This is a genomic window from Pseudomonas brassicacearum subsp. neoaurantiaca (assembly GCF_013608025.1).
Lineage (GTDB): Bacteria > Pseudomonadota > Gammaproteobacteria > Pseudomonadales > Pseudomonadaceae > Aquipseudomonas.
This window is the reverse complement of the sequence record NZ_VDLV01000016.1, coordinates 66,410-87,589: the sequence shown is the minus strand read 5'-3', so window position 1 is coordinate 87,589 and position 21,180 is coordinate 66,410. Positions and strand designations below refer to the sequence as shown.

Below are 21,180 nucleotides of genomic sequence, written 5' to 3'. Positions count from 1 at the left end.
CTAGTGCCCGGTTTTTTGTGCCTGTACGAAAAGCTTGGAGGCCGTTTCGCCTGGCCTGGCTATCGGCAAGTCTTCAACATTAGATAATGACTATCGATGTCCATGATTTAATGAATTTGGATACTGTCACTAACATGATCAATACTCCTCTCCAGCCGATTAGCCGGCAGTCCAAAGACCGACCTAGGAAGAATTGAGCATGAGCCAGATCAAAACGCTTACGACCGCCAGTGGCGCTCCTGTCGCCGATAACCAGAACTCTCGCTCCGCCGGCCCACGTGGCCCGCTGCTGCTCGATGATTTCCACCTGATCGAGAAGCTTGCTCATTTCAACCGCGAAAACATTCCTGAGCGCCGCGTGCATGCCAAAGGGTCGGGTGCATACGGCACCTTCACCGTAACCCGTGACATCACCCAATACACCAGCGCGAAGCTGTTCGATTCGGTGGGCAAGCAGACGCCAACTTTCCTTCGCTTCTCCACCGTGGGTGGCGAGCGCGGCTCTGCCGACACCGAGCGTGACCCACGCGGTTTCGCCCTGAAGTTCTACACCGAAGAAGGCAACTGGGACATCGTTGGCAACAACACACCCGTATTCTTCATTCGTGATCCGCTGAAATTTCCGGACTTCATCCACACGCAAAAACGCTTGCCGCAAAGCAATCTCAAAAGCGCGCAGATGATGTGGGATTTCTGGTCGCACTCTCCAGAGGCGCTGCACCAGATCACCATTCTGTTCTCTGATCGCGGCATTCCTGACGGCTACCGCCACATGCATGGCTTCGGCAGTCATACCTACAGCCTGATCAATGCCCAAGGTGAGCGTCACTGGGTTAAATGGCACTACAAGACTAAGCAAGGGATCAAGAACCTGGCACCGGCCGAAGCCGCTCGCCTGGCCGGTACCGACCCGGATTATGCCCAGCGTGACCTGTTCAATGCGATTGAGCGCGGTGACTTCCCGAAATGGAGCGTCTGCATCCAGATCATGACCGAGGCTCAGGCTGCGGCTCATTACGAAAACCCGTTCGATGTGACCAAGACTTGGTCGCAGAAGGAATTCCCGCTGATCGAAGTAGGTGAGCTCGAACTCAATCGCAATCCGCTGAACTACTTTGCCGAGGTGGAGCAAGCGGCATTCGGGCCTAGCAACATGGTGCCGGGCGTGGGGCTTTCGCCTGATCGCATGCTGCAGGGGCGCGTTTTTGCCTACGCCGATGCACACCGCTACCGCGTGGGTACCAATCACCAGCAGTTGCCGGTGAATGCCTCGCGTAGCCCGGTCAATACCTATCAGCGCGACGGCGCGATGGCGTTCGGCAGCAATGGTGGCGCGGCTCCCAACTACGAGCCTAATAGCTATGTCGAATCGCCGAAGCAGGTGCCGCATTATGCGGAGCCGGCATTGGCCCTTAGCGGTGCGGCGGATCGTTATGATCATCGCGAAGACACTGACTACTACAGCCACGCCGGTGCGCTGTTCCGCTTGATGAGCGATGAACAGAAAGCTCTGCTGATCAGCAACATCGCTGGCGCGATGGGCGGCGTTTCGGCGGATGTGGTTGACCGTCAACTGCAACATTTCTTCAAAGCAGATGCCGCTTACGGTGAAGGTATTGCAAAGGCGTTGGGCGTACAGCTTAACTAAGTCTAAACGAGAAGCAGAACCGCCCTCATTAGGGCGGTTTTTGCGTTATTTCGGCTTGTTTTCTTAGATTTTCTTCACTTTTGTTGCGCTTGACGAGTGACCTCGCAGTCCGCTTGGTTCAAACTAGTGCCTTTCAAAGCTTGTGGAGATGTAGGGCGATGCAAGGTCACCCAGACGTAATCGATTACCTCAACACGTTGCTGACCGGCGAGCTGGCAGCCCGTGATCAATATTTCATCCATTCGCGGATGTACGAGGATTGGGGTTTTACCGAGCTCTACGAACGTATCAATCATGAAATGGAAGAAGAGGCGCAGCACGCTGATGCGTTGATGCGTCGGATCCTGATGCTTGAAGGCACGCCTCGCATGCGTCCGGACGATTTGGATATCGGTACCACCGTACCCGACATGCTCGCCGCCGACCTTCGCCTGGAATACAAAGTCCGCGCTGCATTGTGCAAAGGCATCGAGTTGTGCGAGCAGCACAACGACTACGTGACGCGGGAGATCCTGCGTATCCAGCTCAACGATACCGAAGAAGATCATACCTACTGGCTGGAGAAGCAGTTGGGCCTGATCAAGCTGATCGGGTTGGAAAACTACCTGCAATCGCAGTTCTGATTCAGTGATTGTGAGAGCAAGCAAGCCCGCTCTCATAGGGAAACAAACAAAAGCCCCTGGCATCGATGAGATGACAGGGGCTTTTTCATGCCAGGGAAGGAATCAGTCCCGATCACGTTCCAGCAATGGCTTGAGGTAGTAACCGGTGTGGGACTGCTTCATCTCGGCCACCTGTTCCGGCGTGCCGACGGCAATGATCTGGCCGCCCTTGGAACCGCCTTCCGGGCCAAGATCCACCAGCCAGTCAGCAGTCTTGATCACGTCCAGGTTGTGCTCGATCACCACGACGGTATTGCCGTGGTCGCGAAGACGGTGCAGTACGTCGAGCAACTGCTGGATATCGGCGAAGTGCAAACCGGTGGTCGGCTCATCGAGGATATACAGCGTCTTGCCGGTGTCGCGCTTGGACAGTTCGCGCGACAGCTTGACCCGCTGCGCCTCGCCACCGGACAAGGTCGTCGCCGACTGTCCGAGCTTGATGTATGACAGCCCCACATCCATCAACGTCTGGAGCTTGCGCGCCAAAGCCGGCACCGCGTCGAAGAACACCCGGGCCTCTTCAATGGTCATCTCCAGGGTTTCGTGGATGTTCTTGCCCTTGTACTTGATCTCCAAGGTCTCGCGGTTGTAACGCTTGCTCTTGCATACATCGCACGGCACGTAGATGTCGGGCAGGAAGTGCATTTCCACCTTGATCAGGCCATCGCCCTGGCAGGCTTCGCAGCGTCCACCCTTGACGTTGAACGAGAAGCGCCCCGGGCCGTAACCCCGTGAGCGGGATTCCGGTACGCCGGCAAACAATTCGCGGATCGGGGTGAACAACCCGGTGTAGGTCGCTGGGTTGGAGCGCGGCGTCCGACCAATCGGGCTTTGGTCGATGTCGACGACCTTGTCCAGGTGCTCCAGGCCCTTGATGCTGTCGTGAGCGGCGGCTTCCAGGGTCGTCGCGCCATTCAGGGCGGTGGCGCTGAGGGGAAACAGGGTGTTGTTGATCAGCGTCGACTTGCCGGAACCCGAAACACCGGTGACGCAGGTGAGCAGGCCAATCGGGATCTCCAAATCGACGTTGCGCAGGTTATTGCCGCGAGCGCCTTTGAGGGTCAGCGACAATTTCTTGTTGCGTGGCGTGCGCTTGGCCGGAACCTTGATCTTTACCCGGCCCGACAGGTATTTGCCTGTCAGTGAGTCGGGGTGCGCCATGACCTCGGCGGCCGTGCCCTGGGCGACGATGTGCCCACCGTGGACGCCCGCGCCCGGGCCGATGTCCACCACGTAGTCGGCCAGGCGAATGGCGTCTTCGTCGTGCTCCACCACGATCACCGTGTTGCCGATGTCTCGCAGATGTTTCAGGGTCCCGAGCAGGCGGTCGTTATCCCGCTGGTGCAGGCCGATGGACGGTTCGTCGAGGATGTACATCACGCCCACCAGGCCGGCGCCGATCTGGCTGGCAAGACGGATCCGCTGGGCTTCGCCGCCGGACAAGGTATCCGCGCTGCGATCGAGGGTCAGGTAATCCAAGCCGACGTTCACCAGGAACTGCAGGCGTTCACGGATTTCCTTGAGGATCTTGTCGGCGATTTCGCCGCGGCGACCGGTGAGCTTCAAGCCGCCGAAATAATCGGTGGCGTCGCCGATTGGCAGGCTGGTCACCGCCGGCAGCGTCTTCTCGCCGACCCAGACGTGCCGAGCTTCACGACGCAAGCGCGTGCCACGGCAATCGGGGCAGGGTTGGGTGCTGAGGAACTTGGCCAGTTCTTCGCGCACGCTGGCCGACTCAGTCTCGCGGTAACGCCGCTCCAGGTTGGGCACGATGCCTTCGAACGGGTGCGAGCGCTTGACGATATCGCCACGATCGTTCAGGTATTTAAAGTCGACATTCTGCGAGCCGCTGCCGTGCAGGATGAATTTCTGCTGGTCGGCGGGCAGCTCACTGAACGGCTTGTCCAGGCTGAACTTGTAGTGGGCGGCCAGCGAGCCAAGCATCTGGAAGTAATAGACGTTGCGCCTGTCCCAGCCACGAATCGCGCCTTCGGCCAGGGTCAGTTCGCCATTGACCAGGCGTTTGGTGTCGAAGAACTGCTTGACCCCCAGGCCGTCGCAGGTCGGGCAGGCGCCGGCCGGGTTGTTGAAGGAGAACAGCTTGGGCTCCAGCTCGCTGATCGCGTGGCCGCAGATCGGGCAGGCGAAGCGTGCGGAAAAGATCATCTCCTCGCCAGGCTCGTCGTCCATCGGCGCCACCAGGGCGATGCCGTCGGCCAGCTTCAGCGCTGTCTCGAAGGATTCGGCCAGGCGTTGCTGCAAGTCAGCGCGGACCTTGAAACGATCCACCACCACATCGATCGAGTGCTTTTTCTGTTTATCCAGCTTCGGCAGTTCGTCGAGCTCGCACAGTTTGCCGTTGACCCGCGCACGAACGAACCCTTGGGCGCGCAGCTCTTCGAAGACCATCAGGTGCTCGCCCTTGCGCTCGCGGATGACCGGCGCCAGGAGCATCAGCTTGCTGCCTTCGGGCTGGGCCAGCACGAGGTCGACCATCTGGCTGACGGTCTGGGCTTCCAGCGGGATGTCATGGTCGGGGCAGCGGGGAACACCGACCCGTGCATAGAGCAGGCGAAGGTAGTCGTAGATCTCGGTGATCGTGCCGACTGTCGACCGTGGGTTGTGGGAAGTGGACTTCTGTTCGATGGAGATCGCCGGCGACAGGCCTTCGATGGTATCGACGTCGGGTTTTTCCATCATCGACAGGAACTGCCGCGCGTAGGCCGACAGCGATTCGACATAGCGTCGCTGGCCTTCGGCGTACAAGGTGTCGAAAGCCAGCGATGATTTACCGGATCCGGACAGGCCGGTGATGACGATCAGCTTGTCCCGTGGCAGGGTCAGGTCGATGTTCTTCAGGTTGTGGGTACGGGCCCCACGAATCAGGATCTTGTCCAAAAGTGGCCTCGCTCGGCGGGCGTCGAAAACGTAGGAGTATACGGGTAAATACTGGATGGATACACACTATCAAGTGCCATACATGAAGACTGCGCGGCAAACGGTCGCCATATACCCCCTCAATCGATGGGACTGGTAGAATCCCCGCCGGTTCACACGAGGTTTTTCCATGCACGATCCCCACAGCGAACGCATGAGTAGCGGCGAGACCCGCGCGGCAAGCGGCCTGGCCCTGGTGTTCGCCTTTCGCATGCTGGGCATGTTCATGGTGTTGCCGGTACTGGCGACCTATGGCATGGACCTGGCGGGCGCGACCCCGGCCCTCATCGGGTTGGCGATCGGCGCCTACGGCCTGACCCAGGCCATTTTCCAGATCCCTTTCGGGATCATTTCCGACCGTATCGGTCGACGCCCCGTCATTTACCTGGGGCTGATCGTGTTCGCCCTCGGCAGTGTGCTGGCGGCCAACGCAGACTCGATCTGGGGTGTGATCGCCGGACGGATCCTACAAGGTGCGGGTGCTATTTCGGCCGCCGTCATGGCATTGCTGTCAGACCTGACCCGCGAACAGCATCGGACAAAAGCCATGGCGATGATCGGCATGACGATTGGTCTGTCGTTCGCTGTCGCGATGGTTGTAGGACCGTTGTTGACGCGGGCTTTCGGTTTGTCGGGCCTGTTCCTCGCGACCGGGGCCATGGCGTTGGTGGGTGTGCTGATCGTCGCGTTCATCGTGCCGCGTTCTACCGGGCCGTTGCAGCATCGCGAATCCGGGGTGGCCCGCCAAGCGCTGGTGCCGACGCTCAAGCATCCTGACCTGCTGCGCCTGGACCTGGGCATCTTCGTGCTCCATGCCATGCTGATGTCCAGCTTCGTGGCCCTGCCGCTGGCGCTGGTTGAAAAGGCCGGCCTGCCTAAAGAGCAGCACTGGTGGGTCTACCTGACGGCATTGCTGATCTCGTTCTTCGCCATGATCCCGTTCATCATCTATGGCGAGAAGCGACGCAAAATGAAACGAGTTTTACTCGGTGCCGTCGTGACGCTCATGCTCACTGAGCTATTCTTCTGGCAGTTCGGCGACAGCCTGCGGGCCTTGGTGATCGGCACGGTAGTGTTCTTCACTGCGTTCAATCTGCTGGAGGCGTCGCTGCCGTCGTTGATCAGCAAGGTTTCTCCGGCGGGCGGCAAGGGCACGGCGATGGGGGTTTATTCCACCAGCCAGTTCCTCGGTTCGGCACTGGGCGGCATCCTCGGCGGCTGGTTGTTCCAGCATGGCGGTTTGTCGGTTGTGTTCCTGGGATGTGCCGCGCTGGCTGCACTTTGGTTGGCCTTTGCTGTTACCATGCGCGAACCTCCGTATGTGACGAGCCTGCGCTTGCCGTTGTCGCCCGAAGCCATCCGCGAAGCAGGCCTGGCCGAGCGCCTCAGGGCCGTCGTGGGAGTAACCGATGCAGTGGTGGTCGCCGACGAGGCGGCCGTGTATATCAAACTGGACACCGAATTATTGGATCGTGCGACGCTCGAGCGCCTGGTGAACAACCCGGCCCCGGCAGCGTGCGAAGCCTAGGAGAACGTTATGGCCCGTGGGGTTAACAAAGTCATATTGGTCGGTACTTGCGGCCAGGATCCAGAAGTTCGCTACCTGCCTAACGGCAACGCCGTGACCAACCTGAGCCTGGCGACCAGCGAACAATGGACCGACAAGCAAACCGGCCAGAAGGTCGAGAAGACCGAATGGCACCGCGTGTCGATGTTCGGCAAAGTGGCTGAGATTGCCGGCGAATACCTGCGCAAGGGTTCGCAGGTCTACATCGAAGGCAAGCTGCAGACCCGCGAGTGGGAAAAAGACGGCATCAAGCGCTACACCACTGAAATCATCGTCGACATGCAAGGCACCATGCAGTTGCTCGGTGGCCGTCCGCAAGGCGACCAGCAGCAGGGTGGCAACAACTACCAGCAGTCGGCTCCACGCCCGCAAGCCCCTCGTCCGCAGTCGGCGCCACAGGCACAACGCGAGCGCCCGGCTCCGCAGCAAGCCGCGCCGCAGCCGGCTCCGGATTTCGACAGCTTTGATGACGATATTCCGTTCTAGGATTCAGTGGTATCAGTCGATGAGGCTCCTCACTCACTGACACTTCAAGTTCGATAAAAAACCCTCTTCGCTGCAAAGCCAGGAGGGTTTTTTCGCTCTGTGCAAAACCGCGAATCAATCAGTCATAAATAATCTTCTGATAGACCGGCGTCTGCCTGGCGCTGTGCTTGATGCGCCGTACTGAGCTGCCGGTGATGAGTTGGCCACCGAGAAGAAGATTGCCACAAGGCGATCGAGGTTCGAAAAGCTGCTGCCTCAAGACCCTGATCGCTTCTGCGCCCAGTTCGTCGCGGGGCACGTGAAGGGCGGTAAGCGGTATATCGTTGATGTCGGCCAGGTTGAAGCCGTCCATGCTCATCACTGAAACATCCTGGGGAACCCTCAAACCAGCCTTCTGTAGCGCTTTAACGGCTCCGGCTGCCATGAAGTCACCCCCGGCCAGGATCGCAGTCGGACGGTCATCAGGTGCGCAGTTTTCCAGGAAGGCCGTGACCCGCGCTTCAGATTCAGCACTGCCGAAACCTTCGGCAACCATCAGGTGTTTTGCTTCGACGAACTCGAGGTTTTGCTCCTTCCACGCATCACGAATTCCACGTATCCGCAGATCCATCGTGTACCGCCTGAGGCACTGGAGCGTCAGGACATTTCGGTGGCCCATTTGAAACAGATAATTGATCGAATAATGACCGATTAAAAAGTGATCGGGCGATATCGAAGGTAGGCGCATGCTGCGATCAATGCAGTTGATCAGTACCGTCGGCTTGCTGAGGTCGGCCGCCAGTTGGTGTATGTGCGGATCATCAATACCAATCAGGATCGCCGCACCGGTGTCCTTCTGGTTCATCTTTTCCAAGAACAGCAAGGCGTCGCTGTCGACCTCTTCAAGCTCGCAGTAGCGGACTCGAACATCATGTTGCGCGACCGCCTGCGTGATGCCCTGGATAACTTTGTAGTAGAAGATATCGGCGCGTACGTTGAAGGCCCGCGAGGGCGCGAAGATGGTCAGCCCGTTGAGCAGGAAACGACCCTTGGCGAGGTCTTCCATCACGCCCTGCTGACGAGCCGCCGCCAACACTTTTTCTCTCGTGGCCGGGCGGGTATTCGATTTGCCTGCAAGCACCCGCGACACCGTCGCGGTGGACAGGCCCGTCTGTGCCGCGATTTCAGCAATGCGTAATTTCCCCATCGCGGCTTATCCATTGAGACAATTTATGTAAAGGCTTTCATAGCAGAAAAGGGCCACCAATCCTAGCGTCCTTGGGTTTCTGCCGAGCTGCGCTGGAGAGGAATGTAAATCCATACATGCTTGCTTCTGTACGAGCCATGAGCAGTGCCATAGCGTTCAAGCCTCAAATAAAAACAACACGCCGGAGAATCCGGCGACAGGCGAAGAATTGATGACTATCGATATCGAACGCAATGCTCGACTTTCGGCCAAGCTAAAATTCATCCCGCATCTGCGTTGGTGGATGCTGTCCCTGTTTTTGCTCGGCGTCACCGTCAACTATATAACCCGCAATTCCTTGGGCATCTTGGCGCCGGAACTAAAGACCACGTTCAGCATGTCGACTGAACAGTACTCGTGGGTGGTCGCCTCGTTTCAACTTGCCTACACCGTTTTCCAGCCCATCTGCGGCTGGCTGATCGATGCGATCGGGCTCAAGCTCGGTTTCGTGATATGCGCCGTCGTATGGTCAGTGATGTGCCTGCTTCATGCCGGGGCAGCGAGTTGGGTCCATCTGGCAATCCTGCGTTTTTTCATGGGCGCTTCGGAGGCAGCGGCGACACCTGCCAATGCCAAGGCGATAGGGGACTGGTTTCCAAAAAAGGAACGACCTGTTGCGGCGGGCTGGGCGGGGGTTGGCTTTTCTCTGGGGGCGATGCTCGCCCCTCCGATCATCTATGTGGCTCATGTGTCCCTGGGCTGGCAGGGCGCATTTCTGATTTCCGGGGGGATCGGCCTGATATGGGCCGCTGTCTGGGGATGGCTCTATTACGCCCCCAGTATCCATCCACGCTTATCACCCGATGAGTTGCAGCACATCCAACAAGACGGCGAAAAAATCGGCCAGCAAATGCCGTTTTTCAAAGCGTTGAAAAAGATTGGTCGAGACAAGCGATTTTACGGCATCGCGCTTCCCGCCTTCATGGCGGAACCGGCATGGGCCGTCATGAGTTTTTGGGTGCCGCTGTATCTGGCCAACGAAAGAGGAATGGACCTCAAGCAAATCGTACTGTTTGCCTGGGTTCCGTTTCTGGCGGCGGATCTGGGCAGTGTTGCCAGCGGGTATCTGTCACGCGCTTACCATCGTTTTTTCAAATGCACCCGGGTGAACTCGATAGTCGCCAGTTCAATCACCGGCGCATTCCTGATGTTTTCATTAGCCGTGATGACTCAAGTGAAAGACCCCTACGTTGCGATTGCGCTTATTTCACTTGGCGGTTTTGGCCACCAGGTTATTTCTTGCATGTTGAGTGCACTGGTCGTCGAAACGTTTGACCGGGATGAGTTGGCGACTGTGAACGGAATGCGAGGCTCATGTGCCTGGATTGCCAGCTTCATTTTCTCGCTGATCATCGGTGTCAGCGTGGACAAGATAGGGTTCAACCCGTTGTTCATTGCGATGGGGCTCTTTGATTTTATAGGTGCGTTTTTCATGATTTTGTTTATCGCCGACAGAGCGTCCAAACCTAAAGCGGTGCGTGCACAATGAAGTCACTCAAAGTCTGGAAATTACAGGCCCAGGAAAAAGGCTACATCGAGCTTCTGGTCGAAGGCCGGCATCTCTTCAGAATCCATATCCTCGAAGATGGTTTGGCGCGTGTCCTGCTCATGCGTGCTGGCGCGTTGGCACTGGATCGGACCTGGAGCATTGCGCCGCGGGAGGACGTTGCCTGGGAGGGTCGGGCCCGCGAGTCGTTGGCGGATTTCTCTTTGCCCACCTACCGGGTCGAAGAATTTCAGGACCGATTGGTACTCACGACCAAAAAACTACGCATCACGGTGCATCAACCGCTGTGGTTGCAGTGGGAATACCATGATGGCCAGGACTGGAGGCCGTTGGTCTCGGATCGGCCCACCGGTGCCTATTCGCTCGACGCTCATGGTGAAGGCCTGGAGCACTACCAACTGCGCGCGCCTGAACATCGCTATTACGGGCTCGGCGAAAAAACCGGCGATTTGAATCGCGCCGGCAAACGTTTTGAAATGCGTAACCTGGATGCAATGGGTTATGACGCTGCGAGCACCGACCCGCTGTACAAGCATATTCCCTTTGTCATCACGCATCAGGCGCACGCCAGCTTCGGGATCTTTTATGACAACCTGAACACCAGCCTGTTTGATCTGGGTAACGAGCTGGATAACTATCACCGGCCCTATCGTCGGTACAAAGCGGATGCCGGTGACCTTGACTACTGGGTATTTGCAGGCCCGCGCGTACTGGATGTAACGAAGGCTTTCGTGCGCCTGACCGGACGCACCTTGTTTTTGCCTAAATGGAGCCTGGGCTACAGCGGCTCGACCATGCGCTACACCGATGCCGAAAATGCCCAGGAGCAGTTGCTGGAGTTTCTCGACCTGTGCCGTCAGCACGATATTCCCTGTGACTCATTTCAATTGTCATCCGGCTACACCTCCATTGGCGAAAAACGCTATGTGTTCAATTGGAACCGTGAAAAGGTCCCGGACCCCAAGGCGCTTGCCCAGGCCTACCGTGATGCCGGCGTCAGACTGATCGCCAACATAAAGCCATGTCTGCTGCAGGACCACCCGCGCTATGCCGAGGTCGCCAAGCAAAAGATGTTTATTGGGGATTCTGAGCACGACGTGCCGGAACGGTCGGTCTTCTGGGACGATGAGGGCTCTCATCTGGACTTCACCAACCCGGAAACGGTCAGTTGGTGGCAATCAAATGTCACATCACAGCTGTTGAAGTTGGGCATTGAATGCACGTGGAACGATAACAACGAGTTCGAGGTGTGGGACGGTGAGGCGCGCTGCCACGGCTTCGGGCGCGAGATAGCGATCAAACATATCCGGCCCGTCATGGCATTGCTGATGATGAGAGCCTCTTTAGAGGCACAACAGCGATTTTCACCATCAGAGCGGCCCTACCTCATTTCACGCTCGGGTTGTGCCGGCATGCAGCGCTATGTCCAGACCTGGAGCGGTGATAACCGGACCAACTGGAAGACGCTTCGCTACAACACCCGCATGGGCCTGGGCATGAGCCTGTCGGGGTTGTACAACGTGGGCCACGATGTTGGTGGGTTCTCCGGTAATAAACCGGACCCTGAGCTGTTTGCCCGTTGGGTCCAGAATGGCGTGATGCATCCGCGCTTCACCATTCACTCCTGGAACGACGATGGCACGGTCAATGAGCCATGGATGCATCCTTCGGTCACCGATGCGGTCCGTGATGCGATCAGGCTCAGATACAGGTTGATGCCTTATTTCTACACCTTGCTGTGGCAAGCCAGTCACGAAGATGAACCCATTCTGCGACCTACGTTTCTTGACCACGAGCATGACCCTCAGACGTTCAAGGAGAACGACGAGTTTCTTCTCGGTCAAGATGTTCTTGTCGCCAGCGTGGTAGAGGAGGGCGCACGCGAGCGCGAGGTGTGGCTGCCCCTGAATGCGACGGGATGGTGCGACTGGCATACCGGCGGCTGGTACGAAGGCGGCCAATACGTTTCCCTGGATGCGCCGTTGGAACGTTTGCCCTTGTTGGTGCGAGGGGGCGCGGCGATACCGACCGGTGAATGCCACAAGCTTAACGATCCCTCCCTTGATCGGCGTCGCGAGCTGGTGATTTTTTCTGCACCTTCAGGCACCTCCAGCGGCGTGTTGTTTGAAGATGACGGCATCAGTCATGACTGGAAAAACGGAAACTGCCTGGTGATCCGATGGACCGTTGAATATGGCGTGGACTTCATCGATTTGATGATCGCTAGAACGGGAGATTTTCGTCCGGCGTGGGAGCTGCTTGAGGTGTCCTTGAAGGTTGCGGATGGGAGAGCCTTGAGAATCAATGGCCGTAGCGGCACCGCTTTGAAGTTGGCCGACATTCCGGAGCATCAATAACTTCATTGATTCCTTGGGAAGTCTTGCCCTCCCGGTCCAGGAGGGCATACCCACGGGCTCACAAATCCAGATCCAACAGCTCTTGCATCCTCTCGCCAATCGACTCCGTCAACCACGTGGCATGGGACTCCATTTCCTTCACCGTGATATCCACCCGAAACCGAAGTGAGATCGGCTTGCCATCGGCGCCGGTGTAGCCCACATCAAAGTGATTCACGTTGGCGAAAGTGGTCAAGGTATAGGGCTTGATGTAATGGATGTCGCTGTAGGGGACGCATTCCTCGGTGACCTCCCGGGCAGGACGGCGCTGGGTGAAGGTGAGGCGTTGCTGGCGTTCGTCAAAGCAGAAACCCAGGACGTCAGGTTCGGATGCCAGCCAGTTGATGACGCAGATGGCGGCGAATGCGCTGATGAACATGAGCGCCATGACCAGCGGGTCCATGATAATCATCTTGTGAGTGGTCGACAGGCCTTCGACCTTGAACAGCACCATCGTAAACACTGCCAGCCAGTAGACGGGCAGGGCCATCAACAAGCCCGTAGCGTAGATCATTGTCCCCAGGAATCCCGGCCTGGATACATCGCTTGGGCAATCCCAGGTTGGCGGATGTTTTGGCGCCCATCCGGGCATGTCACTTGGGGCTGGAGAACTGACCAGGCGCGGCGGGCGTTTACGTTTCATACGACGGGCTCTGGCAGAGAAACCTGGCCATTCTCGTAGTAACCGCCCATGCACGCCTAGTCATTTCGCTTGCTGTTTATCGCTATGCCTGTGCTTGGCTGTCGCTCAGGAACTGCTCGGTACTCACCACATTCGCATAGGCAAACCCCAGCGCCGACATGAATGCGGCATGGACTTGTGCGGCCGGGACGACCACGCCGTTGAATTCCAGATCGCGAGTCGCGCACGCATCGTGAATCACCGTGACGCCGTAGCCCAGGTCTGCTGCCGCCCGCACGACGCCATCGATACACATATGGCTCATGCTACCGACGACCACCAACTGCTCGATGCCCTGTTGATCGAGGATCGGTTGCAGTTCGGTTTCGCGAAACGAGTTGACGAAATGCTTGAGCACCACCGGCTCGTCGGCATGGTTGAGCACTTTGGAATGCAACTGCGCGCCTTCGGAGCCTGGCGTGAAAAAGGGCGCTTCGTCGGAGGTGAATTCATGGCGAATGTGCACCACTGGATTGCCAGCCTGGCGAAACGCTTCGATCATTCTAGCGGCGTTGTCGGCTGCAGCTTCGACGCCGACCAATGGCCATTTTCCTTGGGGGAAGTAGTCGTTCTGGATATCGACTACGATGAGCGCTTGCTTGGACATGGGGGCTTCCTCGGTTGATTGCGGTGAAGCCAGTATTGGCCAAGCCCGGCGATGGGAGGATTGGCCGCAACGACAATAGGCGAGGGAAAACTGACAATGGCGCAGGAAAGGGCATTCGCTGAACTTGGCGTGCTGATGTATCCCGGTGCGCAATTGGCGGCGGTGCACGGCTTGACCGATCTGTTTACAGTCGCGGCGAGGATCGCAACCGAGCAGGCCAGTGCGCAGTTACCGAGGCTGCGGGTGAGTCATTGGCGCACCGAGAACGGTGAGGTGCCGCTACGGGTCTTCGACAGCGAGGATGGACCGTCGGGCAAACTGATTGCCTTGCTGATCCCGCCCTCCATTGCCGGCTTCAATGAAAGGCTTGCCACGCCGGCGCTGATGGATTGGCTTCGGGCTCAGCATGCCGACGGCACGGTATTGGGCGGGGTTTGCGTCGGCTCGATCCTGTTGGCCGAAAGCGGCTTGCTCGATGGGCGCAGCGCCACGACCCACTGGACGTCGGCGAAGTCCTTCGCGGCGCGTTATCCGAAGATCAAGCTCAACGCCGACAAACCCATCGTCGATGACGGTGACCTGATCACCACGGCGGGGCTGATGGCCTGGTCGGAGCTTGGGCTGCGATTGGTGGATCGTCTGCTCGGCCCTAGCATCGCCACGCGCACGGCGAAATTCCTGGTGGTCGAGCACAGTGACAGCGCGAGCCAGTGCGGCAGCAATTTTGCGCCGATCCTGGGGCACGGTGACGGTGCGATCCTCAAGGTGCAACACTGGTTGCAGCGCAGCGGCGCGGTGGACGTCTCCCTCGGCGCGATGGCCGAGCAGGCCGGTCTGGAAGAACGCACCTTCTTGCGCCGGTTCCGTGCCGCCACCGGACTCAAGCCCACCGAATACTGCCAGCATCTGCGAGTTGGCAAGGCCCGCGAAATGCTGGAATTCACCAACGGCACCATCGATCACATTGCCTGGACCGTGGGTTATCAGGACCCCGGCGCCTTTCGATCGACCTTCAAGAAAATCACCGGGCTGGCGCCGAGTGACTATCGGGCGAAGTTTGGGGTGAGCCCACAAAACGCTTCCAAAGGCTGAAGCCGACCCGTGGCGAGGGAGCTTGCTCCCGCTGGGTGCGCAGCGCCCCACAGAAAACTTACACCGCGGTGTGTCATTTTAATTGTTAGGGGCTGCTGCGCAGCCCAGCGGGGATAAATCCCCTCGCCACAGAATACGCGGTAGGCGTCGTGCAATTTGCCGGACGGCCGCTTCCCGTCGTGCAGAATGAAACAGGCCCGGTGCCATATTTCTCCGCCCATCCCCCCGTTTCCGTGACCGTTCGTCCCCTGCCGCGCCGTTGGCCTGATCTCTGCAATCCTTATAGCTACAGCTACTGGCGAAGTTAAAAGGACAACGCATGACGGCGACCCATCGCAACAAACTGGTGTTGGCCCATTCGGTCAATCCTCACGCCCCGAAGCATGAAGTCGAAACCAATCGGGCGCTGGCCCGCTGGTTGGCGAATATTCTTGGCCTGGAATACGGCGGCAGCTACGACAGCCAGCAGCACGCCGGGCGGGATCTGTACCTGTTGCCCACGCAAACCCTGATCGGCCCCGAGGCTGCATTGCGCCTGGGCGTCAAGGGTCCGGATGATCTCTGGGGCGGTTACGTCGATCACGACTTTATCTGCACCAAGGCGATCGCCCATGGTCTGTTGAATAAGGACGCGGTTGCGCCGAAAGGCTGGTCACCGCTGTTCGCCAAGCTGGCCCGGGGCGTTGTACTCGACGGCATCAGCGTGTTCTCCCTCAAGGATGCGCGCCAGGCCGCCGAGCATTTGCTTTACGCCGGACTGATTCGCTTCAAGCCAATCCATGCTTGCGCCGGACGTGGCCAGCGGGTCATCCGAAGCATCGCGCAATTCGATGAAATCGTCGCGGCGCCAGACGCCCAGGCGGTGTTCAGCGAGGGCATCGTGCTGGAGCAGAACCTCAATGAGGTCAAGACCCAGAGCGTCGGCCAGAGCTTCATCAACGGTAGGGTCTTGAGCTATTGCGGCGTGCAACACCTGACCCATGACAACGAAGGGCAGGAGGTCTATGGCGGTTCTGACCTGCTGGTGGCCCAAGGTGGCTATATCGAGTTGCTCGGCCTGGAACTGCAAGACGATGTTCGCGAAGCGGTGCGGCTGGCCCAGGTCTTCGATGACGCCGCCAACCAGGCATTTCCGACGTTCTTTGCGTCGCGGCGCAATTACGACATCGCCCAAGGGACGGATACCGGTGGCCAGCCTCGCGGCGGCGTGCTGGAGCAATCCTGGCGAATGGGCGGTGCCAGCAGCGCAGAGCTCGCGGCATTGCAGGTGTTTGTCGAGGATCCCTCGGTCCGCGCGGTCCGGGTGTCCTCGGTCGAAACCTACACCGACCAACCGCTGCCCTCCGGCGCCACGGAGATTTATCGCGGCCCGGCAGAGAACGGTGATTTCCTACTCAAATACGTAACGGTTCAATCCTATGACGGCTAGAAGCGAAACCATCCAGATTGCCATCGATGATGAGCATATGAACGGGACCTTCCTGAGCCCCAAGTCGAAGGTCCCCGGCGTCTTGTTCGTACACGGTTGGGGCGGCAGCCAAGAGCGTGATCTTGAACGGGCGAAGGGCATCGCCGGCCTAGGCTGCGTGTGCCTGACCTTCGACTTGCGCGGGCACACGGGGGGCGCGGGAATTCCGTTGTCACGGGTCACGCGAGAGGACAACTTGCGGGACCTGCTGGCGGCCTACGACCGGTTGCTTGCCCACCCCGGCCTGGACACTTCAGCGATCGCCGTGGTCGGCACCAGCTACGGCGGTTACCTGGCCTCGATCCTGACTTCGTTGCGTCCGGTGCGCTGGTTGGCCTTGCGAGTGCCAGCGCTCTACCGCGACGAGCAGTGGCACACGCCCAAGCGCGACCTGGACAAAACCGACCTGCTGGATTATCGCAGCACCCTGGTCCACGCCGACACCAACCGCGCCTTGCATGCGTGCTCGCAGTTCACGGGTGATGTGCTGCTGGTGGAGTCCGAGACCGACGACCATGTACCCCATGCCACGATCATGAGCTACCGCGCGGCCTGCCAGCAGACTCATTCGCTGACCCATCGGATCATCGACGGCGCCGACCATTCCCTGAGCGACCCCGTGTCACAACAGGCCTACACCTCGATCCTGGTGAGCTGGATCACGGAAATGGTGGTGGGCGAGCGGTTGAGCATTATTCAGGAGCGGTAGACATGTGGCGTTCAGGCGGGCCCCTTCGCGAGCAAGCTCGCTCCCACAATGGATTTGTTGTGAGCACACCTATCTCGATCGCTACACATCCCCTGTGGGAGCGAGCTTGCTCGCGATGAGGCCAGACTGGGCACCGCATCACTTGACCCCAGGCTTGACCCGCAACGCCTTGGCCTTCGCCTCGATCACCAGGTACATCACCACCGTGATCAACAGCGGCAGGATGAAATAGATCGCCCGGTAGGCAATCAGTCCGGCGATCAAGCTGCCCCGTGACACCTCATGCTGCAACAGCGCGACAAACACCGCCTCCAGCACCCCGAGTCCGGCCGGAATGTGGGTAATCACGCCAGCAATGCTGCTGATCAACAGCACCCCGAGCACCACCGGGTATTCGAGTTTGCTCGGCAACAGCGTAAAGATCACCGCCGCCATCAGCGACCAGTTCAGCGCCCCCAATGCCAATTGCAACACGGCCATGCGCAGCGAAGGCAGGTTGATTTCCATGCCGCGAATCGTCCAGGCCCGGCGCTTGGAGAAACGGCAGGCCAGCAGATAGCCGGCGCTGATTAGCAATAGCAGCACTCCGACGCCTTGCAGCGCATCGCTGCTCAGTTTCCAGCCCGGAGGCATCGTCACCAGGCCACTGCTGAACACCACGCCGGCCAAGGTCATGTAGCCGAACCAGTTGGTGGCCAGGCTCAGGCCGAGAATCTTGGCGATATTGCCCGTGCTCACCCCGAGCCGCGAATACAGCCGATAGCGCATGGCGATGCCGCCGACCCAGGCACTGAGGTTGAGATTGAAGGCGTAACTGATCACCCCCACCGGAAGTATTTGCCGCCAGCCCAGTTTTTGCCGGATGTAAGTGCGCCCGATCAGGTCGAAGCCGGCGTAGGTGATGAAGCTGGCGATGGTCAGCGCGGCGGCGATCAGCAACGTGCGCTGCTTGAAATCCGCCAGGGTCGTGAACACCTCGGACCAATCGATGCGCCGTGCCAGGGCGGTGAACAGCACGATCAGCAGCAGGAAAAAAGCCAGGGTCAGCGGGCGTTTCCAGCGGCTCCAGCGCGACTTGGGCTTGGCCTGTTCCGGCGCATGGGCATCTCTCGGCGCGGTGTGCGCTTCAGAGTGGTTCATGGGGTTCGCTCCGGACCGCCGTCGGCGGTGAAAAAGGTTTCAGACGCGGTTTATGGGCCGGCAGCCATCCGGCCCAGGCCGGAAAATGACGCAGGAAGTGGAACACCATGAAACCGATGGTCATGCGCCACAGCAGCCCTCGACGGGCATGATTTTCGGGCATGACGGTGCAGTGATTGCGGCTCAGGTGGTCGAGGCGTTCGAACAGTTCGCGGTTGAATGCCCGGTCGCGGATCAGCACGTTGGCTTCCAGGTTCAGTGACAGGCTCAGCGGATCGAGGTTGCTCGAACCGACCGTGCTCCAGTCCTCGTCCACCAAGGCGACTTTGCCGTGCAGCGGCCGCTCGCAATATTCGTAGATCGTTACGCCGGCCTTGATCAGATAGTCATAGAGCATCCGCGCCGCGAGCTTGGCGATCATCATGTCCGGCTGCCCTTGCAGGATCAGCCGCACCTCGACGCCACGTCGCGCGGCGTTGCGGATCTCGCGCAACAACCGATACCCGGGGAAGAAATACGCGTTGGCGATCACCACCCGGCGCTGGGCGCTGCGCAGCACTTGCAGGTAGACCTCCTCGATGTCGGTCTGATGCTCGTGGTTATCGCGATAGACCAGGCGCACCTGGCCGTCATGGTCGTTGAACGCCAGTTCGGTGCGGCGGCTGCGGCGACGTTGCCACCAATACTTGGCCCGGGCCGGCCGACCGCTTTGCAGCAGCGCGAAGTGATGGATATCCACCACCGCCGGGCCTTTGATTTCCACTGAGTAATCCTGCTTGGCCTCGGGACCGAAATCGCCCAAGTGATCAGCGGAAAAGTTGATCCCGCCGATGAACGCAATCACCCCGTCCACCACCACAATCTTGCGGTGCAGCCGGCGGAACCAGTTGGTGCGGATGCCCAAGTGCCGTGGGGCCGGGTCGAACATCTGCAGGCGTACGCCGGCATCGCTCAATGAGGCCAGGAAATCGGTGGTCAGTTCGCCGCAACCGAACCCATCGAGGTTGACGGTGATGCGCACGCCACGCTTGGCCGCGTCCACCAGCAGGTCGCGCAATTCAAAGCCGACCTTGTCCTCGAACAGAATGAACGTCTCCAGGAGAATTTCTTCCTGGGCCCGGCGAATCGCCTCGAAAACCCGTGGGAAATATTCCTCGCCGTTTTCCAGCAGCGTGACGCGGTTGTTGCCGTGCCAGCCGTATTCGACATCCGCCAGCGCCGGGTTGCGTTCGGTCGGTGGAACCTCGACCTTTTCTACCGTCGCCTTGTCCATCGTCGCGTTCATAATTCGATCTCCACCGACAGCGGTGCGTGGTCGGAAAGGTGCGACCAGGGACGTACATTCAGTACCTTGGCGTGATGGGCCTTGAGGTTGCGCACGTAGATGCGGTCCAGGCGCAAGATCGGCAGGCGCGCCGGAAAACTGCGGGCCGGTTTGCCCCACTGCTCGGCGAACACCTCCCGCAGGCCGCAGGGCGCGAGCAGGTCATTGGCCTTGCCGCGCCAGTCGTTGAAGTCGCCGGCAACGATGACCGGTGCTTCGGGCGGCAATTCGCTCAAGCGTTGGCAAAGCAGTTTCAGTTGCGCGACGCGATGGCCTTCGCGCAACCCCAGGTGGACGCAAATGGCATGTACATCCCTCCCACCATCGCTGTTCGGCAGCCGCAGTACGCTGTGCAGCATGCCGCGGCTTTCGTGGCCGCTGATGGAAACGTCGAGGTTGTCGTGGCGGATGATCTGGAATTTCGACAGCAACGCATTGCCGTGATCGCCCGCCGGGTACACCGCGTTGCGCCCGTAGGCGAACTGCGGCCAGAGGGTGTCGGCGAGAAATTCATATTGGGGAATGCTCGGCCAGTTGCTGTAGCGCTGGGGATGGTGCTCGTGGGTGCCGTGGACTTCCTGCAGGAACACCACGTCGGCTGAAACGCTGCGCACCGCTTCGCGCAGCTCCGGCAGGATGAAGCGCCGGTTCAGGGCGGTGAAGCCTTTGTGCGTGTTGACCGTCAGCACCGTGAAGCGATTGACTCCGTCCAACAGTCGCTGCGCCGAATCGTGGAGCGGCTCGCGGGTGGCTTCGCTGGATTCTGGCGTGCTCATGGCAATACTCCTTCGGCCGGGCGCACACCGGGAGCGGTGGCGAGGTGCTTGTCCAGGTCGAAGCGCTCCAGCAGGTGGCGTGCATCGTAGGGCGCGCGAACTTTGATGTCGTTGTCGAAATAGCAGAACACTTCCCGGCTCTTGCGTGCCCGGGGTTTCTTTTTCGGATCGATCAGTTGCGCGTCGCTCGGCTGCGTGCCGTGGCTCCAGGCCTCGATCCGGTCGCCCCAACGCTTGAGCGCCTCGTCGGTGTAGCCGCTGGCGTACAACTCTTCGGCGCCGTGCAGGCGCAGGTACACGAAGTCGCTGGTCACGTCCTCGCGATAGGGCCATTTCCCGGCGGTATCGGCGACCACCAAAGCAACGTCGTAGCGTTTGAGCAGGGCGACGAAGTGTGGGTCGATGAAGCTTTCGTGACGGATTTCCACGGCATGGCGCAGCGGGCGCTTTTTATCGGTCTCGGTGCTGGCGTGGCCGTCCAGGCGCGGCTCGTGCTCCAGGGCCAGCGCGGCGGCAGCCTCGGTGTCATGGGGCAGTTGCTTGAGGAAGTCTTCGAACAGTTGCGGGTCGAATTTGAAGCTGGGCGGAAACTGCCAGAGGATGGCGCCGAGTTTTTCCTTGAGTTCCAACACGCCGGAGGCGAAGAAATTCGCCAGGGGTTTGTGGACGTCCCGCAGACGCTTGATGTGGGTGATGAAGCGCGGCGCCTTGACGCTGAACACGAAGTCCGGCGGCGTCTCGGCGTACCACTGGGCATACCGTTCGGGACGTTGCAGGGCGTAAAACGATCCATTGATTTCGATGCTGTTGACCGCTCGAGAGGCGAATTGCAGTTCCCGTTTCTGAGCCAGCCCCTTGGGGTAGAAGTCTCCGCGCCAAGGCGTGTAGCGCCAACCGGAAATGCCAATGTGGATCGCCGTCATGTGTCCCTCCCGTGCCAATGACCTCGTACTG

The 21,180-nt window shown here is 59.4% G+C and carries 17 protein-coding genes; 9 read left to right on the top strand and 8 right to left on the bottom strand.

Annotated elements, in window-relative coordinates; all coding sequences use genetic code 11:
• Nucleotides 1-199 precede the first annotated feature (199 nt).
• Together FHK92_RS13150 and bfr are read left to right on the top strand one after the other, a co-directional pair.
• The gene (locus FHK92_RS13150; RefSeq protein ID WP_181288445.1) at nt 200-1,648 is read left to right on the top strand and encodes a catalase; all 1,449 of its coding nucleotides are present in this window, start codon (nt 200-202) and stop codon (nt 1,646-1,648) included.
• Between the two features lie 158 nt (nt 1,649-1,806).
• Nucleotides 1,807-2,271: a bacterioferritin gene (gene bfr / locus FHK92_RS13145; protein WP_025215751.1), complete on the top strand. Its 465-nt coding sequence runs from the start codon at nt 1,807-1,809 to the stop codon at nt 2,269-2,271.
• A 102-nt stretch (nt 2,272-2,373) separates the two neighbouring features.
• Here the strand turns inward: bfr and uvrA are convergent, their stop codons facing one another.
• A complete protein-coding gene (gene uvrA, locus FHK92_RS13140; RefSeq protein WP_181288444.1) occupies nt 2,374-5,208 on the bottom strand; it encodes an excinuclease ABC subunit UvrA in 2,835 nt (944 codons plus the stop codon).
• 169 nt (nt 5,209-5,377) lie between these two features.
• Between uvrA and FHK92_RS13135 the strand changes: the two genes are divergently transcribed.
• Both FHK92_RS13135 and FHK92_RS13130 read left to right on the top strand, forming a co-directional pair.
• Nucleotides 5,378-6,775 carry an MFS transporter gene (locus FHK92_RS13135; RefSeq protein WP_181288443.1) on the top strand — a complete coding sequence of 466 codons (1,398 nt, stop codon included), beginning with the start codon at nt 5,378-5,380 and terminating at the stop codon, nt 6,773-6,775.
• Between the two features lie 9 nt (nt 6,776-6,784).
• Complete coding sequence (locus tag FHK92_RS13130) at nt 6,785-7,300, top strand: single-stranded DNA-binding protein (protein WP_181288442.1); 516 nt, start codon at nt 6,785-6,787, stop codon at nt 7,298-7,300.
• A 118-nt stretch (nt 7,301-7,418) separates the two neighbouring features.
• Here FHK92_RS13130 and FHK92_RS13125 read toward each other — a convergent pair whose 3' ends face one another.
• Entirely contained in the window at nt 7,419-8,486 is a 1,068-nt protein-coding gene (locus FHK92_RS13125; RefSeq protein WP_181288441.1) for a LacI family DNA-binding transcriptional regulator, read from the bottom strand.
• Nucleotides 8,487-8,697: 211 nt separating this feature from the next.
• On the opposite strand from FHK92_RS13125, the gene FHK92_RS13120 reads away from it, so the two are divergent.
• Together FHK92_RS13120 and FHK92_RS13115 are read left to right on the top strand one after the other, a co-directional pair.
• A complete protein-coding gene (locus FHK92_RS13120; protein ID WP_181288440.1) occupies nt 8,698-10,014 on the top strand; it encodes an MFS transporter in 1,317 nt (438 codons plus the stop codon).
• A complete protein-coding gene (locus tag FHK92_RS13115; RefSeq protein WP_181288439.1) occupies nt 10,011-12,389 on the top strand; it encodes a glycoside hydrolase family 31 protein in 2,379 nt (792 codons plus the stop codon). Before FHK92_RS13120 ends, FHK92_RS13115 begins: the two co-directional genes overlap by 4 nt.
• A 58-nt stretch (nt 12,390-12,447) precedes the next feature.
• Here the strand turns inward: FHK92_RS13115 and FHK92_RS13110 are convergent, their stop codons facing one another.
• Both FHK92_RS13110 and FHK92_RS13105 read right to left on the bottom strand, forming a co-directional pair.
• Nucleotides 12,448-12,942 (bottom strand): hypothetical protein, encoded by a 495-nt coding sequence (locus tag FHK92_RS13110; protein WP_181288438.1) that lies wholly within the window; start codon nt 12,940-12,942, stop codon nt 12,448-12,450.
• Between the two features lie 211 nt (nt 12,943-13,153).
• Nucleotides 13,154-13,717, bottom strand: coding sequence for a cysteine hydrolase family protein (locus FHK92_RS13105; RefSeq protein ID WP_181288437.1), 564 nt, complete (start codon nt 13,715-13,717; stop codon nt 13,154-13,156).
• A 96-nt stretch (nt 13,718-13,813) separates the two neighbouring features.
• On the opposite strand from FHK92_RS13105, the gene FHK92_RS13100 reads away from it, so the two are divergent.
• The 3 genes from FHK92_RS13100 to FHK92_RS13090 all read left to right on the top strand — a co-directional run bounded on the left by FHK92_RS13100 (nt 13,814) and on the right by FHK92_RS13090 (nt 16,986).
• Nucleotides 13,814-14,809: a GlxA family transcriptional regulator gene (locus FHK92_RS13100; RefSeq protein WP_181288436.1), complete on the top strand. Its 996-nt coding sequence runs from the start codon at nt 13,814-13,816 to the stop codon at nt 14,807-14,809.
• Nucleotides 14,810-15,128: 319 nt separating this feature from the next.
• A complete protein-coding gene (locus tag FHK92_RS13095) occupies nt 15,129-16,238 on the top strand; it encodes a DUF3182 family protein (RefSeq protein WP_181288435.1) in 1,110 nt (369 codons plus the stop codon).
• The gene (locus FHK92_RS13090) at nt 16,228-16,986 is read left to right on the top strand and encodes an alpha/beta hydrolase family protein (protein ID WP_181288434.1); all 759 of its coding nucleotides are present in this window, start codon (nt 16,228-16,230) and stop codon (nt 16,984-16,986) included. The genes FHK92_RS13095 and FHK92_RS13090 overlap by 11 nt, the downstream gene beginning before the upstream one ends.
• A gap of 138 nt (nt 16,987-17,124) precedes the next feature.
• Here FHK92_RS13090 and FHK92_RS13085 read toward each other — a convergent pair whose 3' ends face one another.
• Genes FHK92_RS13085 through FHK92_RS13070 form a run of 4 tightly spaced genes read right to left on the bottom strand, consistent with a single transcriptional unit; the run spans nt 17,125 to nt 21,149 of the window.
• Nucleotides 17,125-18,126: a lysylphosphatidylglycerol synthase domain-containing protein gene (locus FHK92_RS13085; RefSeq protein WP_181288433.1), complete on the bottom strand. Its 1,002-nt coding sequence runs from the start codon at nt 18,124-18,126 to the stop codon at nt 17,125-17,127.
• Nucleotides 18,113-19,411: a cardiolipin synthase ClsB gene (clsB, locus tag FHK92_RS13080; RefSeq protein WP_181288432.1), complete on the bottom strand. Its 1,299-nt coding sequence runs from the start codon at nt 19,409-19,411 to the stop codon at nt 18,113-18,115. The genes FHK92_RS13085 and clsB overlap by 14 nt, the downstream gene beginning before the upstream one ends.
• Complete coding sequence (locus FHK92_RS13075; RefSeq protein ID WP_181288431.1) at nt 19,408-20,226, bottom strand: endonuclease/exonuclease/phosphatase family protein; 819 nt, start codon at nt 20,224-20,226, stop codon at nt 19,408-19,410. Before FHK92_RS13075 ends, clsB begins: the two co-directional genes overlap by 4 nt.
• Nucleotides 20,223-21,149, bottom strand: coding sequence for a DUF72 domain-containing protein (locus tag FHK92_RS13070; RefSeq protein WP_181288430.1), 927 nt, complete (start codon nt 21,147-21,149; stop codon nt 20,223-20,225). Before FHK92_RS13070 ends, FHK92_RS13075 begins: the two co-directional genes overlap by 4 nt.
• Between the last annotated feature and the right edge of the window lie 31 nt (nt 21,150-21,180).